Below are 14,527 nucleotides of genomic sequence, written 5' to 3'. Positions count from 1 at the left end.
TCGCAATGACGGATTTGAGAAAGTGAAGTAGGTCATGCCGTTTCAGCCCCGCGTCGCGATCCTCGTCCCGGCGCCCGACTATTACGAGAAGTGGCAGCCCGCCTTTGCCCGCAAGGCGGCGGCGCTGACGGCGGCCGGGTTGATCGTCGAGCAGCGGGTCTGGAGCGATCCCGGCGATCTGTCGGGTTATGACCTCGTCCTTCCGCTGTTCGCCTGGGGTTATCAGCGCGATGTCGCCAGTTGGTATGCGCTGCTCGATCGGCTGGAGGACGCGCGCCTGCCGGTTGCCAATCCGGTGCCGGTGCTGCGCTGGAACAGCGACAAGGCCTATCTTGGCGAACTCGGTGCAAAGGGCGTCGCGGTCGTGCCGACGGTCGAGGTCGATGCGCTCGACGACGCGAGCCTGACCGAAGCGATGTCGGAGCTGGCGACCGACGAAATCGTGATCAAGCCGGCGATCTCGGGCGGCGCCGACGGAACGCATCGCATCGCGCCAGGGGCGCCGATCCCGGCCGATGCATTGGGGGCGCGGCGGCTGGTCCAGCCGCTGATGCCCGGCATCCTGACCGAGGGCGAATATTCGCTCTTCTTTTTTGCGGGCAAGTTCAGCCACGCGATCGTCAAGCGTCCGGCTTCGGGCGATTTTCGCGTTCAGGAGCAATTCGGCGGGCGCGAGACGGCGTGCGCGGCGAGCGACGCCGCGCAGGCGCTCGCCGCGCAGGCCCTCGCCGCGGCGCCGGCGGCGCCTGTTTACGCGCGCGTCGATATGGTCGGCGACGCGCTGGGCACGCTGCACATCATGGAACTCGAACTGATCGAGCCGTCGCTGTTCCTCCACCATGCACCGGACAAGGGCGCGGCGTTCGGATCGGCGGTCTATGGGGCGATCTGACCGGGCCGGCTCCGCCAAAGCCATTGGCGGATCGCCGAGGTCAGGTTCGGCGGATCGTCCGCTTCCATCCGCGCGACATCGATCCGCGCGACGAGCGCGTTGATGGGCAGGCCCTGCCGCGCGGCTTCGGCTTCGAGCGCGTCCCAGAACATCGGCTCAAGGCTGATCGAGGTCGGATGGCCGGCGATCGTCACCGATCGTTTGACCGGGGGGTGAAGCGGCGTGCTCAACGGCGCGCACGCCCGCGACGAACGATCAGGGCAGCGGCGAACGGGGCTTCGATCATGTTTCGGGTGTAGCGACTTGATGCGCCACAGCAAGGCTGCAGCCCGGCGGCTCCTGTTCCGGCCATCCCCAAAGCCGAGGTACGATTTATTTGGGGTGGCAGGCCATTTCGGCCTTCCGTAAACCGGCCAGCCGATCCGGTACAAATGCAGGCAGGCTCATGACAGGACTTCAGGCGCTCACCGAAAAGGAAAAGGAAACGTTGCGCCTGCTGGTCGACGGCCATGACGCGAAATCCATGGCGCGGCATCTGGGATTGTCGGTCCATACGATCAACGAACGCCTGCGCGATGCACGGCGCAAGATGTCGGCGTCGAGCAGCCGTGAGGCCGCGCGGCAGCTACGCGAGATCGAACGGGAGACCCCCCAATTTTTGGCGGACAGGGCTTTCAGGGATGCGGCCGTCGCGGCCGACATGGGAGAGCTTCGGACACCAGCCGGGACGCGCCGCATATCGCGCCGCACTGGCTGGATAGCCGGAGGAATTGTCATGTCGATCAGCCTTGCTCTCTTTGCGTTCGCGTCCTTGTCGGGGACCGCCGGGGCCCCCGCCGCGCCCAAGCCAGCCTCGGAGGCACCGGCGAGTGAAACCGCTGCGGTACAGGCGGCGCGTCAGTGGCTCGCCCTGACCGACAAAAGCGACTGGAACGGCAGTTGGAACGCCACCGGACAGGCGTTCAAGTCGCTCAACACGAGCGACCGGTGGGCCGAAGTGTCGCGGTCGGTCCGCACGCCGCTCGGCGCGCTCGTTTCCCGCGAATTGATCGGCGAAGAATATGTGCCCGCGCCGCCCTATGGCTATCAGGTCGTAAAGTTCAGGACGAGCTATGCGAACAAGGCAGGGGCGATCGAAACGCTGTCGCTGGTTCGCGAGGGCGAGGAGTGGCGCGTCGTCGGGGTTACGATCGAATAGGGGCAGCTTCGCGGGCGACGGCAAAGCCGCCGCCCGCCATCGTCAGTACATATGCTGGCCGCCGTTGATGCTCATCGTCGACCCGGTGACGAAGCCCGCATCCTCGCTGCACAAAAAGGCGACGCCGCGCGCGATTTCATCGGCCTGGCCGAGGCGCCCGACGGGAATCTTCGCGACGATCTTTTCGAGCACCGGCGCGGGCACCGCGGCAACCATGTCGGTGTCGATATAGCCGGGCGCGATCGCGTTGACTGTCACGCCTTTCTTCGCGCCTTCCTGCGCCAGCGCCTTGGTGAAGCCGTGGATGCCCGATTTCGCGGCCGCATAATTGACCTGGCCGTACTGGCCCGCCTGTCCGTTGATCGAACCGATATTGACGATGCGGCCCCAGCCGCGCTCGACCATGCCGCCGAAGGTCGCTTTCGCCATGTTGAAGCAGCCGCCAAGATTGACGCGCATCACATCGTCCCAATCGTCATAGCTCATGCGGGCAAGCGTGCCGTCGCGGGTGATGCCGGCGTTGTTGACGACGATGTCGATGGCGCCGATCTCTGCCGCGATCTGCGCGCAGCTGTCGAGGCATGCTTGGTGATCGCCGACGTCCCACTTCATCGCCCGGATGCCGGTCCGCTCGCTGAACTCGCGCGCCTTTTCGTCATTGCCGGCATAGTTGGCGACGACGGTGACGCCCTGTTCCTGCAGTTTCAGTGAAATCGCTTCCCCGATGCCGCGGCTGCCGCCGGTGACGATTGCGATTCGTGCCATAAATCAAGCTCTCCCACAGAGTTATGGGACGATGATTAGGCTGCGTCGCCGGAGCCCGCAAGTTGACCGGAACGTCAATCGCAAAGCTATGCAGCCGCATGAACCCTTTGGGGGGCGCTAGCTGCTCACCTGCGCCCGGACTTTGGAAAAGTCGCCGACGGCAAGGTTCGCCCTATCGATCGTCACGACCAGATTGTCGCGATCGCCAAAGATGCGGCTCATAAGTCCGCTGGTCGGCAATTCGAGCAGCACTGCGTCGCGCTCTTCGTCATAGTCGATCAGGTGGCGAAAGGGCTGATGCCCCATCGCGGCCATTTCGCGTTCGGCCAGGGCCTGCCACCAGGGTTCGAACAGCGCGCGCGCGGGTGCCGAAAGATTATCCGGATTGGCGCACCATGCGTGCTTTGCGCGATCGAACAGGATTGTCTGATAATCATGGACCCACAAATTCGCGTCGGCGCGATGGGTCGTCAGGGGCAGGATGATCGTCTCAACCTGTTCCGCGCCCGTTTCGGGATCGACCGAGCGGATCGCCTTGGCCCAGCGGATCGCGTGCAACCCCGCCATCACCGCCGTAGCGTCGGCCGCCGAGAAATCGGCGCGCGCCGCACTGTCACGGATAATGGCGATAATCTCTTCCGCGCGCGTGCGCGCCTCGCGGTTGATCGCGGCACGTTGTTCCATCTCGGAGACGTGCTCGGCGGCGGCGCCCGGCGGCGGCGTGGCCTCGGCCGTCAGCCGGTCGAGCCGTTGCTCGAGCAATGTGACCATCATCGTCATACTGCCCCAGTCGAAGGGGTGGAAGGCTGGGTCGGCGATGTCGTAGCCGCCGTCGTAAAGCGCGGCGCCGGGCTCGGCGGGATCGCTTTCGCTGCGCGGATCAGCTTCGCCCGGATGCACGGCGACAAGGTCGACCGGCCATTCGGGAAAGGCGCGCACCGCATATGAAGCGAGATCGCCCGAGCCAAGGCGACCATAGGGGGCGAACCATCCTTCGGGGTCGTTGAGCGTGAAGGGTGGCGCAACGGGCAGACCCGGTTCGTGCAGATGAAGCACGCTCACGGCATATTTGCGGCGATGGATGAAGAATGCGAGCGCGCCGTCGCGCGGCCCCAGTCCGCCCCACAGATGCTGCGGCAGGTCGGCGCAGTTGATCTGCGCCAGGAAATCTGCCGGCTGATCGTCAATCTTCGGCCAATTCGTCCCGGCCGGCAGGTGTGGGCGACCACCGATCCAGCTATTCGTCGAGATCGCATCGCGCGGCGGGATCTGGGGGACGAGGCGAAGCGTGACCTCTTCGGCGTCGGGATTGCCCATACGGTGCGCTTCCGCCGCGACTTCGGATGCCATCGTCTCGAGCGTGGCTTCGACGGGTTCGATAACGGGCTCGACCGCGGCCGTTGGTTCGGAGTCGGCCTCATATCCGCTCTCGTCCGGCATCTCGGGCGGGTCGGTGCGGCGGATCCGCGCGAGGCGCGAGGGGGAGATTTCGACCTCCTCATATTCGGGTACGGCCTTGCGGGAGAGCTTTGGCAGACGGATTTCACGCGGCGCTCGTGGCGCGCGCGGGGCGGCGGCGACCGGGCGCGGGCGCCGCGACCACCAGATGGCGAAAGCGATTCCCAGAAAGGCCAATGTGGCTCCGGCGAGCATCAGCATCGCCGATTCGACCTCGTTCATGGTGAATCTCCAAAATGGCGCGTTCATGGCTTTTCCGCACCGGGTCGGAGGAAATTAGCGCATGGACCTAAACAGTTGGTAAGCGGACGGGATCAGAGCCATCCCGCCAGTTCGCGGCGCACCAGCGTTTCGAGCATCGCCATGCCGGGCGCGTCGGCGTTGAGGCATGGAAGATAGGCGAAATGCCGCCCGCCTGCGCTCTCGAACTGCTGCTTGCCGCGGATCGCCAGCTCTTCGAGCGTTTCGAGGCAATCGGCCGAAAAGCCGGGCGCGAACACCGCGACGCTGCGGCCTTCGCGGCCGAGCTGCTCAAGCCGCACATCGGTCGCGGGTTCGAGCCATTTGGCGCGCCCGAAGCGCGACTGGAACACCACCTCGACAGGACGGCCGAGTGCGTCCGACAGCAGTCGTGCGGTTTTGCGGCACTGGCAATGATAAGGATCGCCGAGGTGCAGCGTCCGTTCGGGCATCCCGTGAAAGCTGGCGAGCAGTACGTCGGGGGTGAAATCGAGCGCGGCAAGTCCGCGCTCCGCCGACTCTTTGAGCGCGCCCAAATAAGCGGCATCGTCGTGATAGGGCGGCAGAAAGCGCAACGTCGGCTGCCAGCGCAGCGTCTGCAGATGTTTGCCCACGGCATCGACCACCGTTGCGGTCGTCGCGGCGCAATATTGGGGATAAAGCGGCGCGACGAGGATATTGCGGCAGCCCGCCGCCGTCAGCGCGTCGATGGCCCCGCCGATCGCCGGTTCGCCGTAGCGCATGGCATGGGCGACTTTCACGGTTTCCCCGAACACGGCTTGCAATGCTTCAGCCTGCCTTTGCGTAATCGCGGCGAGCGGCGATCCTTCGTCGGTCCACACTTGCGCATAGGCGTGCGCGGATTTTTTCGGCCGTGTCGTCAGGATGATCCCGCGCAGGATCGGTTGCCAAAGGATCTGCGGGATTTCGACGACGCGGCGATCGGATAGGAATTCAGCGAGATAGCGGCGCACCGACGGCGCGTCGGGCGCGTCGGGAGTGCCGAGGTTGACCAGCAGCACCCCGATGCGCGGCGTCGCCACTTGCGGGTGGTCGGCCGGAAGGGGCGCAGCGGCTGCCTTGCCGTTTGTCATAACGGCTGCGCCGACAGCGGAATACGGCGGATGCGGCGACCGGTCGCGGCGTACATCGCATTGGCGATGGCCGGTGCGACGACCGGAACGCCGATTTCCCCAAGACCGCCGGGTTCGCGGTCGCTTTCGATGAATTCGACCAGAATCTGCGGCGTCTGTGACAGGTCAGGCAGGCCGAGCTGGCCGAATTTGCGTGCGGTTGCCAACCCGCCTTCATAATCGGTCGTTGCGCCGACCGCCGCGGCAAGGCCGAAGACCAGCCCGCCCTCGATCTGCTGGCGCGCGATCACCGGGTTCACAAGCCGTCCGGCGTCGACCACCGCGACCAATTGTTCGACCTGAAGCCCGCGTTCGCTTTGCCGTGCGGTTGCCATCAGCGCGATATGGCTGCCGCGCATCGAGTGGCAGGCCAGCCCCTGCGCTGTGCCTGAAAGCCCGCCTTCCCAACCGCCGAGGCTGGTCACCGTAAGCAGGCAGCGCGCGAGCAGCGGCGAATTGCCGAGCATCGCCATGCGATAGGACAGCGCGTCGGTCCCGGCGCGCGCCGCCATTTCGTCGACGAAACATTCGGTGAAAAAGGCGGTGTAGCTGTCGGCATTGCCGCGCCAACGCCCCGTCGGCAGGCCGATATCGGCGGGGCAATGATCGACTGCCCGATGCGGGATCGCATAGCCGCTTGCCGCGCCTTCGACCGCCATTGCATCGGCGCTGCCCGCCGCCGCGCGCTGTGCGACATCGGCCGGCGCATTGTCGAACAGGCGATCCCGAACCTCGTGATTCGTCGGCGGCACCGCGATGCGCGTCACCAACGCATCGATCCCGCCCGCGGCGTTGAGCGTCGCGGTCAGCTTGGCGCGCGCCGGTGCGCGGGGCGGCAAGCGCATGATCTCTTCGGCGCGCGACCAGGCAAGCTGGACCGGGCGTTTGACTTCGAGCGCGATGATCGCCGCCTGCACAGCGACATTGTGATCGAGGCAAGCGTCGAATGATCCGCCGGCCATCATCGGGAACAGCGTGACATTCGCGGGTGCCAGTCCGGTCGCGCCGGCAATCGCGTCGCGGCACTGCGCGGGCGCCTGCGTCGCGACCCAGACGCGCAACCCGTCGCGGTCGGGTGCGGCCGTTGCGCTGCGCGTTTCAATAGGGGCATGGAGCGCGGGGGCGACGGCATATTCGGCCGCCACCTTCTGCCGCCCTTCCATCGCCTCGGCGACGTCGCCCTCGCTCGCGATGCGATAGCCGTCGTCCTTCAGCGCGGCCTTCAGCGCCTTGTCGATCCGGTCCGTCGATATCGGCGTGCCCTCGGTCTCGAACACCGGGGCGAAACGGTCGAGCGCGCGGTTCGCCGCCCACCAATTGCGCGCCACGGTCGCGACCCAGCGTTCGTGCGTGACGACATGGAGCAGGCCGGGCGAAGCGAGCCCCTGTTTGCGATCGATGCTTTTCAGTCGAGTCGCGCCCAGCGGCCCCTGCCGGATCGCCGCGAACACCATGTCGGGCAGGCGAATGTCGCCGGCATAATTGGCCGATCCGTCGATCTTCGCGGGCAGGTCGAGCCGCGTCAGTTCCTTGCCGTAGAGCGGGTCCGCGCTGCTCGCGCGATAGACGGGCTCCACCGGCGGTTCGAGCAAGGCGGCCGCCGCCGCGACGTCGCCGAAGCGCATCCTTTTCTTGCCGTGAGTGACGAAGCCGTCCTGCGTGTCGCATTCTTCCCAATCGGCATCCCAGCGCGCGGCCGCGGCCATCATCAGCAGCGCGCGCGCCTGCGCCGCCGCGGCGCGGCACGGCGCCTCGAACATCCGCACCGACGAGCTGTTGGCGGTCAGCATCACGGCATGGCGAACCGCCCATTCGCGGCGCGCCCAACTGCGCACGTCCGAAACGAAATCGGGGACGCCCGTGCGCGGGGTAAAGACCGCGCTATCCTCGTCGACGAGCAGCGTGTTCGTATAGAGCGGGTTGATCGGCGCGGTTTCGACCGCGATCGTGCGCCAGTCGGCGCCGAGTTCGTCCGCCATGATCTGTGGCAACAGCGTCGTGACGCCCTGACCCATCTCGCATTGCGGGACGATCGCGCTGATGCGGCCATTGTCGCCGATCTTCAGAAAAGCGTTGAAAACATGTTCGTCGGGCGCGGCGGTAAGGTTGGGCTGGTAATCGCGCGGCCACATGCTCCATGCGACGGCAAGTCCACCCGCCGCGGTCGCGCCGACCAGCAACGAACGGCGGCTGACGTGCGGCAGGCGCGATTTATCTTTCCTCACAGTGTCGCGAATGCCGGCCATGCCCGCTGCTGATAGTCAGGGGCGCGAATCGGCGCAAAGAAAATCGCCCTTTCGCGTGGGGGGCTTGGTCGCGGTTATTTTTCCGAGAGCGCGAAATCGACGCGCACCGAAACCTGCGATTCGCTGACCCCCGGATTGAAAGGCGGGGCGGCGGATTGGGCAACGACCGCATTGGCTGCGTCGGCTTCGGCATAATAGGGCATTGGCGGCGAACCGTCGCCGCCATCGCGGATCGTCAGCACGCGGTCTATCTTGAGCCCGGCCGCCCCCGCATAGGCTTCGGCGCGGGCGCGAGCGGCGCGGTAAGCGGCGGCATAGGCCGATTTGGTCGCGGCTTCCTGATCGGATACGCGCAGCGTCGGCCCCGACAGGACATTGGCGCCGGCCTGCGTCGTTGCGGCGACCGCCTCGCCCGCCTTGTCGACCGCGCGCATCCGCACCTCGACCTGATTGACCGCTTCATATTTGCCCTTGTTGGCGCCCCAATCGATCCGGTTCACCGTGAGCTGGCGCGTCTGAAGGTCCTTGCCCGCCACACCAAAGGCTTTCAGCGCCTCGGTCACCTTGGTCATCGTTTCATTGTTCCGGCGGGTCGCGTCCTCGGCGGAGGCGGCGATCGTGCTCACCCCGGCGGTGAAGCGTGCCTCGTCAGGCCGCGTTTCGGATCGGCCGGTTGCCGAGACCGAAAGCAGCGTTTCGTCATGTCCGACACCGCGCGGGTCGGGCGCCTTTTCGCTGCATGCGCCGAGCGCGAGCAGCGGGATCAGTATAAGGGTCTGGCTGCGCATGAACTTTCTCCCGTCATGGCTGTCCAGCGTATGACGCGCGAAGCGGTTCCCTACCAGCCCCACGGCGCGGGTGGCGGCGCGACCGGCTTGGCATAATCGAACGCGACGCGAAAATGCCGGCCCTCGCGGTCCAGGCCATAGGTGAACCCAGCATCGGTGGTTTCGACCGACCAGATATTGGTCGTCGACACGCCGCGGCCGGTGCGTTCGAACATCGCGATCGATTCGGCGTCGACGGGGAAGGTCTGCCGCGCCGAGCTGCCGGCATCGGCGGTGTCGCCGCCATAGAGCGTGACGTCGTCCGACGTGCCATCGGCGTGGCGATGATCGTGCTTGAGGCGGAGGCCGGTGGCCGTCCGACTGATGATCCACGTCCGCGAACGGTCCCAGCCGCCGTCTTCGGCCATCCCGTCGATATGAAAGGGAATTTCGATCCGGTCTGCGGTGCAATGGCGGATATGCATCACCATCGCCTTGCCGCGCATCTCGGCATCGGCTTCCTGATCGCTCGCGAGCTTGTCGGCATAGGCTTGGCCGCAGCGGGCGGCGAGCCCCTCGAAAAAGGCGTCTTGCGGGTTTGCCCTGGCAGGCGTGCTTGCACAGCCCACGAGCATTGCTGCAGCGAGCAGCGCGGTGCCGCGCCTCATTTCAGCAGGCCCAGGCGCGGAACCTCGATCTTGGGACAGCGGTCCATGACCACGGTCAGTCCTGCTGCATCGGCGCGTTTCGCCGCGGCTTCGTTGATGACGCCGATCTGCATCCACACAGCTTTCGCGCCGTGGACGATCGCCTCGTCGACCGCGGCTCCCGCATCGTCGCTGTTGCGAAAGATGTCGACCAGTTCGGCAGGGGGCTCGACATTGGCGAGCGTCGCGACGACGGGGGCGCCGTGGATCGTCGATCCGGCATGGCCGGGATTGACCGCAATCACGTCATGGCCCTGCCGGACGAGGAAGGCGAGCACGCCATTCGACGGGCGCGCCGGGTTGGGCGACGCGCCGACGACCGCGATGCGGCGCGGCTGGCTCAGCAAATCGCGAATTTCGCCTTCGTCGTTGATCGCCATCATCTACCCTTTCGTGCGTTCAGCCATTCGGCCACTTTTGCCGCTATCGCGTGGAATGGTTCACCGGCGGGATCGGTTCCCGCCGCGGGCGGCACGCCGCCATCGCTCGCAAGGCGGATACCCATCGACAGCGGCACGCGGCCGAGGAAGTCGAGACCCATCGTGCCCGCCGCCGCCTCGGCGCCGCCGCTGCCGAACGGGTCGCTGACCTCGCCGCAATGCGGGCAGGTATAGCCCGCCATATTTTCGACGAGCCCGATGATCGGCACATGGGCCTGTTCGAACAGGCTGACCGCGCGCGTCGCGTCCATCAGCGCCAGGTCCTGCGGGGTCGAAACGATGACGGCGCCCGCGGGCTTGTGCTTCTGGATCATCGTCAATTGGACGTCGCCGGTGCCGGGGGGCAGGTCGACGACGAGCGTGTCGATGTCGCCCCAGCTTGCATCGACGAGTTGTTCGAGCGCCTTGCCCGCCATCGGGCCGCGCCAGGCGATCGCCTGTCCGGGCGCCGCAATCTGCCCGGTCGACAGCATCGGCACGCCATAGGCATTGGGCACGGGTGCCAGCTTCGATCCCCGCGCCTCGGGCTTTACGCCCTCGCTGTCCATCAATCGGGGCTGCGATGGACCATAGATGTCGGCGTCGACCAGCCCGACCTTCACGCCGAGACGGCGCAGCGCGACCGCCAAATTGGCGGCGAGGGTCGATTTGCCGACGCCGCCCTTGCCGCTGCCGACCGCGATGATCGTCATCGCCTTTTTCTCGGCGGTCATCGCGATGCGGACTTCACGCACCCCCGCTTCGGCGAGCAGGCCGGCGCGGAGCTTGTCCTCAAGCGGTTTGCGTTCTTCGGCCGCCAGCCCCGACACGTCGAGAACCACGGCAAGCAGGCCCGAATCGTCGAGCAGGCGCAGGCCGGATGTGCGCCCTTCGCTAAGCTCGGCGGCGGCGGCGGTCAGGCGGGCGATATCGGCGCTTTGTTCGGTCATGTCCGCGGCAGATAGGCATGATTGGCCTGTTTGCCAGCCATTTTCGCTCGCACCCCCTGTTAATCGCGCACGCCGCCCCTATAAAAGCAGCATGAGCAACGAAAATAACGGAAGCATGGCTGGCCGCGGTCCGGGGGGATTGCGGCGATTTTTCGGGTCGATCACCCAGATGGCGAACAGCCCGTGGGGCAGCCCCGGCAAGGGCGATGACGACGGAAAGGGCGACGGCAAACGCCCCGGTCCGCGCAACCCGTGGGTCACTCCCGATCCGGCTGACCAGCGGCGCGCGCAAAAGCCGCGCGGCCCCTCGGCGCTCGACGAATTGCTGCGCAAAGGGCGCGGCGGTTTCGGCGGTGGCGGCTCCGGCGGCGGTGGCCAGTTCAATTTCGGCGATTCGGCGAAGCTTTGGAAATGGGTGGTCCTCGCACTCGTCGTCGCATGGGTGCTATTCTCCTCTTTCCACATCGTCCCGCCTGAAAAGGAAGGCGTGATCACGCGCCTTGGCAGCTATTCGCGTACTGTCGGACCGGGCGTAAAGCTGACTTGGCCGGCGCCGATTGAACGCATCCGGCTGGAGGACGTCCGTGCGATCCGTACGATGGCGATCGGCTCGCCGAACGCGACGGACGAGAATTTCGTGCTGACGCGCGACCAGAGCATCGTCGACCTCGCCTATGAAGTCCGCTGGTCGGTGCGCGATCCCGAACTCTTCTTCTTCCAGCTCGCCGATCCCGAAGGCACGATCCGCGAAGTCGCCGAAAGCGCGATGCGCGCGACGGTCGCGAACTTCGACCTTGTTCAGGCGATCGGCCCCGGTCGCGTCGAGATCGAGACGCAGGTCCAGCAGCGCATGCAGGAATTGCTCAATCAGTATCGCGCCGGCGTGATGATCCAGGGCATTGCGATCCGCCAGGTCGATCCGCCGAGCCAGGTCGACGAGGCGTTCAAGGAAGTGACTGCGGCACGGCAGGAACGCGAATCGGCGATCAACCTTGCACGCGCCTATCAGCAGCAGGTTCTGGAGCGCGCGCGCGGCGACACTGCGGCGTTCGACAAGATTTACGAACAGTATAAGCTGGCGCCCGGCGTGACCAAGCAGCGCCTTTACTATGAAACGATGGAGACGGTGTTGTCGAACGTCGACAAGACGATTGTCGAGGCGCGCGGGGTAACCCCCTATCTGCCGCTCAATGAAGTGCAGAAGCGGATCAAGGCGCCCGAAGCCACCCAGAAGGGAGGCGAATGATGAATTCGCTGTTCCAGAACCCGATGCGGCTGCTCTTTGGCGTCGTCATCCTGCTCGTGATCCTGTCGCAATCGCTCGCGATCGTGCCGGAGGATAAGCAGGCGCTGATCCTGCGTTTCGGCGAGATCGAGCGGACGGTGAACCGTTACAAGCCGAACGAGGATTTCGGGCGCTCGGGCGCCGGTCTTGTCCTCCGCGTGCCGTTCACCGACGGCATTCAATATATCGACAAGCGCATCCTCGGCGTGAACATGGAGCGTCAGCAGGTGCTCTCGACCGATCAGCAGCGGTTGCAGGTCGACGCCTTCGCACGCTTCCGCATCACCAATCCCGTGCGCATGTACACCGCGATCCGTACCGAGGATAAGTTGCAGGCGCAGCTTGCGACGATCCTCGGCTCGTCGCTGCGCAACGAGCTTGGCAAGCGTACCTTCGCGACCTTGCTGTCGCCCGAACGCGGCGCGGTTATGGACAATATCCAGGTCGCACTGAACCGTGAGGCGAACAAATATGGCGCCGAGATTATCGACGTCCGGATCAAGCGCGCCGACCTTCCCGAAGGCGCAACGCTGGAGGCGGCATACAACCGCATGCGCACGGCGCGCCAGCAGGAAGCGATCTCGATCCGCGCCGAAGGGCAGAAGGAAGCGCAGATCATCCGGGGCGGTGCCGACGGTGAAGCGGCACGCATCTATGCCGCCAGTTTCGGCAAGGATCCCGAATTCTATGACTTCTACCGGGCGATGCAGAGCTATCGGCAGACTTTCCTGGGTGAAAATAACCAGGGCGGGACGTCGATCATCATGTCGGCAGATAATGAATATCTGAAGCGTTTCCGCGGCAACTGACGGTTCTGCGCCGGGCGGACGGCTCGATGAACAGATTGGGCAACTCCCGTTCATGTTCAATTGCCGTTCAGCCAATTCGCCGCAGACCGCCGCAGCCGGGGTAAATTGAGTTTTTCGAGAACGAAGAGGATTACCGATCGTGCGTTATGTTTATGGCATCACTTCGGCCTTGCTGGCGGGTGGCACCGCGCTGGCGCTGGTCACCCAGTCTCCCGTCGGCGCGCAGGTCGCGCAGAATGAGAAGAGCGAAATCGCCAAGGTCGTGCCGCGTTCGGGCGCGCCCGAAAGCTTTGCCGATCTTGTCGAACAGCTGCAGCCTGCGGTCGTCAACATTTCGACCAAGCAGGAAGTCACGCTGGGCGTCCGGCTCAATCCCTTCGCCGGGACGCGTGAGCCGATCACGCAGGAACAGCAGGGCGGCGGATCGGGTTTCCTGATTTCGGCCGACGGCTATATCGTCACCAACAACCATGTCATCTCGGGCGGTCCGCGCGGTGAAGAGGTGAATCAGGTCACGGTGACGCTGACCAATCAAAAGGAATATAAGGCGACCATCGTCGGCCGCGACGTCGCCTCTGACCTCGCGCTGCTCAAGATCGATGCGACCGGCCTGCCGTTCGTGAAATTCGCCGACAGCAGCACGGCACGCGTCGGTGACTGGGTCGTCGCGATCGGCAACCCGCTCGGCCTTGGCTCGACAGTGACCGCGGGCATCATCTCGGCGGTTCAGCGCAACCTTGGCAGCGGCGGTGCCTATGACCGCTATATCCAGACCGATACCGCGATCAACCGCGGCAACTCGGGCGGTCCGCTGTTCGACCTTCAGGGCAATGTCGTCGGCATCAACAATATGCTGATCTCGCCCGTCGGCGCGAACATAGGCGTCAATTTCGCTATCCCCGCCGATGCCGCGATGCCCGTGATCAATGCGCTGCGTTCGGGTGAGAAAATCCAGCGCGGCTATCTGGGCATCGGCATCGCGCCGGTCGACGAGGATCTGGCGGCTGCGCTCGGCCTGCCCAAGGATCGCGGCGAGTTCGTCCAGCGCGTCGAAGACGATCAGGCGGCGGCGAAGGCCGGGCTGAAGCGCGGCGACGTCGTGACCAAGGTCAACGGCAAGGATGTCACGCCGCAGCAGACGCTGTCGTACATCGTGTCGAACACCAAGCCCGGGACGCGCATCCCGATCGAGATCATCCGCGACGGCAAGACGATGACCCTCAATGCCGTGGTCGGTACGCGTCCGCCCGAGAGTGAACTGACCGGCTCGAACTTCGATCCCGAGGATGAACAGGCGGTCCCCGAGGATCCGACCGGCGCCGCCGACAAGACGATCCAGGAAGTGCTTGGCCTGTCGGTACAGGTCGTGACGCCCGACATCGCACGTGCGGTGGGTGTCGACGCCGGAACCAAGGGGCTGGTGATCGGCGCCGCGTCGGCGAACAGCGATGCCGGCCGCAAGGGCCTGCGTCGCGGCGACGTGATCCTCAGCGTCAATCGCGCGGCGGTGACGTCGAGCGATGCGCTTGCAAAGGCGGTCACCGACGCAAAGAAGGCGGGCCGCGATGCGGTATTGCTCGAAATCCTGCGTCGCGGTGGCCCCTCGGCCTTCATCGCCGTACGCGTGAAATAGGCCCAGCTTCGGCTGGCCGAAAAGG

14 protein-coding genes are annotated in these 14,527 nt (G+C 65.5%); 5 read left to right on the top strand and 9 right to left on the bottom strand.

Features of this window, described 5'->3' with window-relative positions; all coding sequences use genetic code 11:
* Window positions 1-34: 34 nt before the first annotated feature.
* Window positions 35-892: a RimK family alpha-L-glutamate ligase gene (locus SC1_RS17335; protein WP_062185468.1), complete on the top strand. Its 858-nt coding sequence runs from the start codon at window positions 35-37 to the stop codon at window positions 890-892.
* Here the strand turns inward: SC1_RS17335 and SC1_RS17330 are convergent.
* Entirely contained in the window at window positions 877-1,122 is a 246-nt protein-coding gene (locus SC1_RS17330) for a ribbon-helix-helix domain-containing protein (protein WP_062185466.1), read from the bottom strand. The genes SC1_RS17335 and SC1_RS17330 overlap by 16 nt on opposite strands.
* A gap of 215 nt (window positions 1,123-1,337) precedes the next feature.
* Here SC1_RS17330 and SC1_RS17325 point away from each other — a divergent pair, with 215 nt between their 5' ends.
* A complete protein-coding gene (locus SC1_RS17325; protein ID WP_062185464.1) occupies window positions 1,338-2,090 on the top strand; it encodes a DUF4019 domain-containing protein in 753 nt (250 codons plus the stop codon).
* A 42-nt stretch (window positions 2,091-2,132) separates the two neighbouring features.
* Here SC1_RS17325 and phbB read toward each other — a convergent pair whose 3' ends face one another.
* From phbB to SC1_RS17285, 8 genes are all read right to left on the bottom strand, one after another.
* On the bottom strand, window positions 2,133-2,855 hold the full coding sequence (gene phbB, locus SC1_RS17320) for an acetoacetyl-CoA reductase (RefSeq protein ID WP_062185462.1): 723 nt from the start codon (window positions 2,853-2,855) through the stop codon (window positions 2,133-2,135).
* Between the two features lie 117 nt (window positions 2,856-2,972).
* Window positions 2,973-4,535: a DUF1963 domain-containing protein gene (locus SC1_RS17315; RefSeq protein WP_062185460.1), complete on the bottom strand. Its 1,563-nt coding sequence runs from the start codon at window positions 4,533-4,535 to the stop codon at window positions 2,973-2,975.
* A 92-nt stretch (window positions 4,536-4,627) separates the two neighbouring features.
* On the bottom strand, window positions 4,628-5,647 hold the full coding sequence (gene hemH / locus SC1_RS17310) for a ferrochelatase (RefSeq protein WP_062185458.1): 1,020 nt from the start codon (window positions 5,645-5,647) through the stop codon (window positions 4,628-4,630).
* Entirely contained in the window at window positions 5,644-7,932 is a 2,289-nt protein-coding gene (locus SC1_RS17305) for a xanthine dehydrogenase family protein molybdopterin-binding subunit (RefSeq protein WP_062185456.1), read from the bottom strand. Before SC1_RS17305 ends, hemH begins: the two co-directional genes overlap by 4 nt.
* Window positions 7,933-8,006: 74 nt before the next feature.
* Window positions 8,007-8,720, bottom strand: coding sequence for an SIMPL domain-containing protein (locus SC1_RS17300; protein ID WP_062185454.1), 714 nt, complete (start codon window positions 8,718-8,720; stop codon window positions 8,007-8,009).
* Window positions 8,721-8,770: 50 nt separating this feature from the next.
* Window positions 8,771-9,367, bottom strand: a complete 597-nt coding sequence (locus SC1_RS17295; protein WP_062185452.1) for a hypothetical protein — start codon at window positions 9,365-9,367, stop codon at window positions 8,771-8,773.
* Window positions 9,364-9,786 (bottom strand): CoA-binding protein, encoded by a 423-nt coding sequence (locus SC1_RS17290; protein WP_062185450.1) that lies wholly within the window; start codon window positions 9,784-9,786, stop codon window positions 9,364-9,366. Before SC1_RS17290 ends, SC1_RS17295 begins: the two co-directional genes overlap by 4 nt.
* On the bottom strand, window positions 9,786-10,775 hold the full coding sequence (locus tag SC1_RS17285) for an Mrp/NBP35 family ATP-binding protein (RefSeq protein ID WP_062185448.1): 990 nt from the start codon (window positions 10,773-10,775) through the stop codon (window positions 9,786-9,788). The genes SC1_RS17290 and SC1_RS17285 overlap by 1 nt, the downstream gene beginning before the upstream one ends.
* A 115-nt stretch (window positions 10,776-10,890) precedes the next feature.
* On the opposite strand from SC1_RS17285, the gene hflK reads away from it, so the two are divergent.
* From hflK to SC1_RS17270, 3 genes are all read left to right on the top strand, one after another.
* Complete coding sequence (hflK, locus tag SC1_RS17280; protein ID WP_062185446.1) at window positions 10,891-12,021, top strand: protease modulator HflK; 1,131 nt, start codon at window positions 10,891-10,893, stop codon at window positions 12,019-12,021.
* A complete protein-coding gene (gene hflC / locus SC1_RS17275; RefSeq protein ID WP_062185444.1) occupies window positions 12,021-12,869 on the top strand; it encodes a protease modulator HflC in 849 nt (282 codons plus the stop codon). Before hflK ends, hflC begins: the two co-directional genes overlap by 1 nt.
* A 139-nt stretch (window positions 12,870-13,008) precedes the next feature.
* Window positions 13,009-14,502, top strand: a complete 1,494-nt coding sequence (locus SC1_RS17270; RefSeq protein WP_062185443.1) for a trypsin-like peptidase domain-containing protein — start codon at window positions 13,009-13,011, stop codon at window positions 14,500-14,502.
* Window positions 14,503-14,527 lie beyond the last annotated feature (25 nt).

This window comes from Sphingopyxis sp. C-1, from assembly GCF_001047015.1.
In the GTDB taxonomy this organism is placed as follows: Bacteria; Pseudomonadota; Alphaproteobacteria; order Sphingomonadales; family Sphingomonadaceae; genus Sphingopyxis.
This window is presented reverse-complemented; position numbering and strand designations above follow the sequence as displayed.

Excerpts from the sequence above, each read along its gene's own strand:
- SC1_RS17305 (WP_062185456.1), bottom strand. The coding sequence starts at position 7,932 with ATGGCCGGCATTCGCGACACTGTGAGGAAAGATAAATCGCGCCTGCCG.
- hflC (WP_062185444.1), top strand. The coding sequence starts at position 12,021 with ATGAATTCGCTGTTCCAGAACCCGATGCGGCTGCTCTTTGGCGTCGTC.
- SC1_RS17315 (WP_062185460.1), bottom strand. The coding sequence starts at position 4,535 with ATGAACGAGGTCGAATCGGCGATGCTGATGCTCGCCGGAGCCACATTG.
- hflK (WP_062185446.1), top strand. The coding sequence starts at position 10,891 with ATGGCTGGCCGCGGTCCGGGGGGATTGCGGCGATTTTTCGGGTCGATC.
- hemH (WP_062185458.1), bottom strand. The coding sequence starts at position 5,647 with ATGACAAACGGCAAGGCAGCCGCTGCGCCCCTTCCGGCCGACCACCCG.
- SC1_RS17325 (WP_062185464.1), top strand. The coding sequence starts at position 1,338 with ATGACAGGACTTCAGGCGCTCACCGAAAAGGAAAAGGAAACGTTGCGC.
- SC1_RS17300 (WP_062185454.1), bottom strand. The coding sequence starts at position 8,720 with ATGCGCAGCCAGACCCTTATACTGATCCCGCTGCTCGCGCTCGGCGCA.
- SC1_RS17290 (WP_062185450.1), bottom strand. The coding sequence starts at position 9,786 with ATGGCGATCAACGACGAAGGCGAAATTCGCGATTTGCTGAGCCAGCCG.
- SC1_RS17295 (WP_062185452.1), bottom strand. The coding sequence starts at position 9,367 with ATGAGGCGCGGCACCGCGCTGCTCGCTGCAGCAATGCTCGTGGGCTGT.
- phbB (WP_062185462.1), bottom strand. The coding sequence starts at position 2,855 with ATGGCACGAATCGCAATCGTCACCGGCGGCAGCCGCGGCATCGGGGAA.
- SC1_RS17285 (WP_062185448.1), bottom strand. The coding sequence starts at position 10,775 with ATGACCGAACAAAGCGCCGATATCGCCCGCCTGACCGCCGCCGCCGCC.
- SC1_RS17335 (WP_062185468.1), top strand. The coding sequence starts at position 35 with ATGCCGTTTCAGCCCCGCGTCGCGATCCTCGTCCCGGCGCCCGACTAT.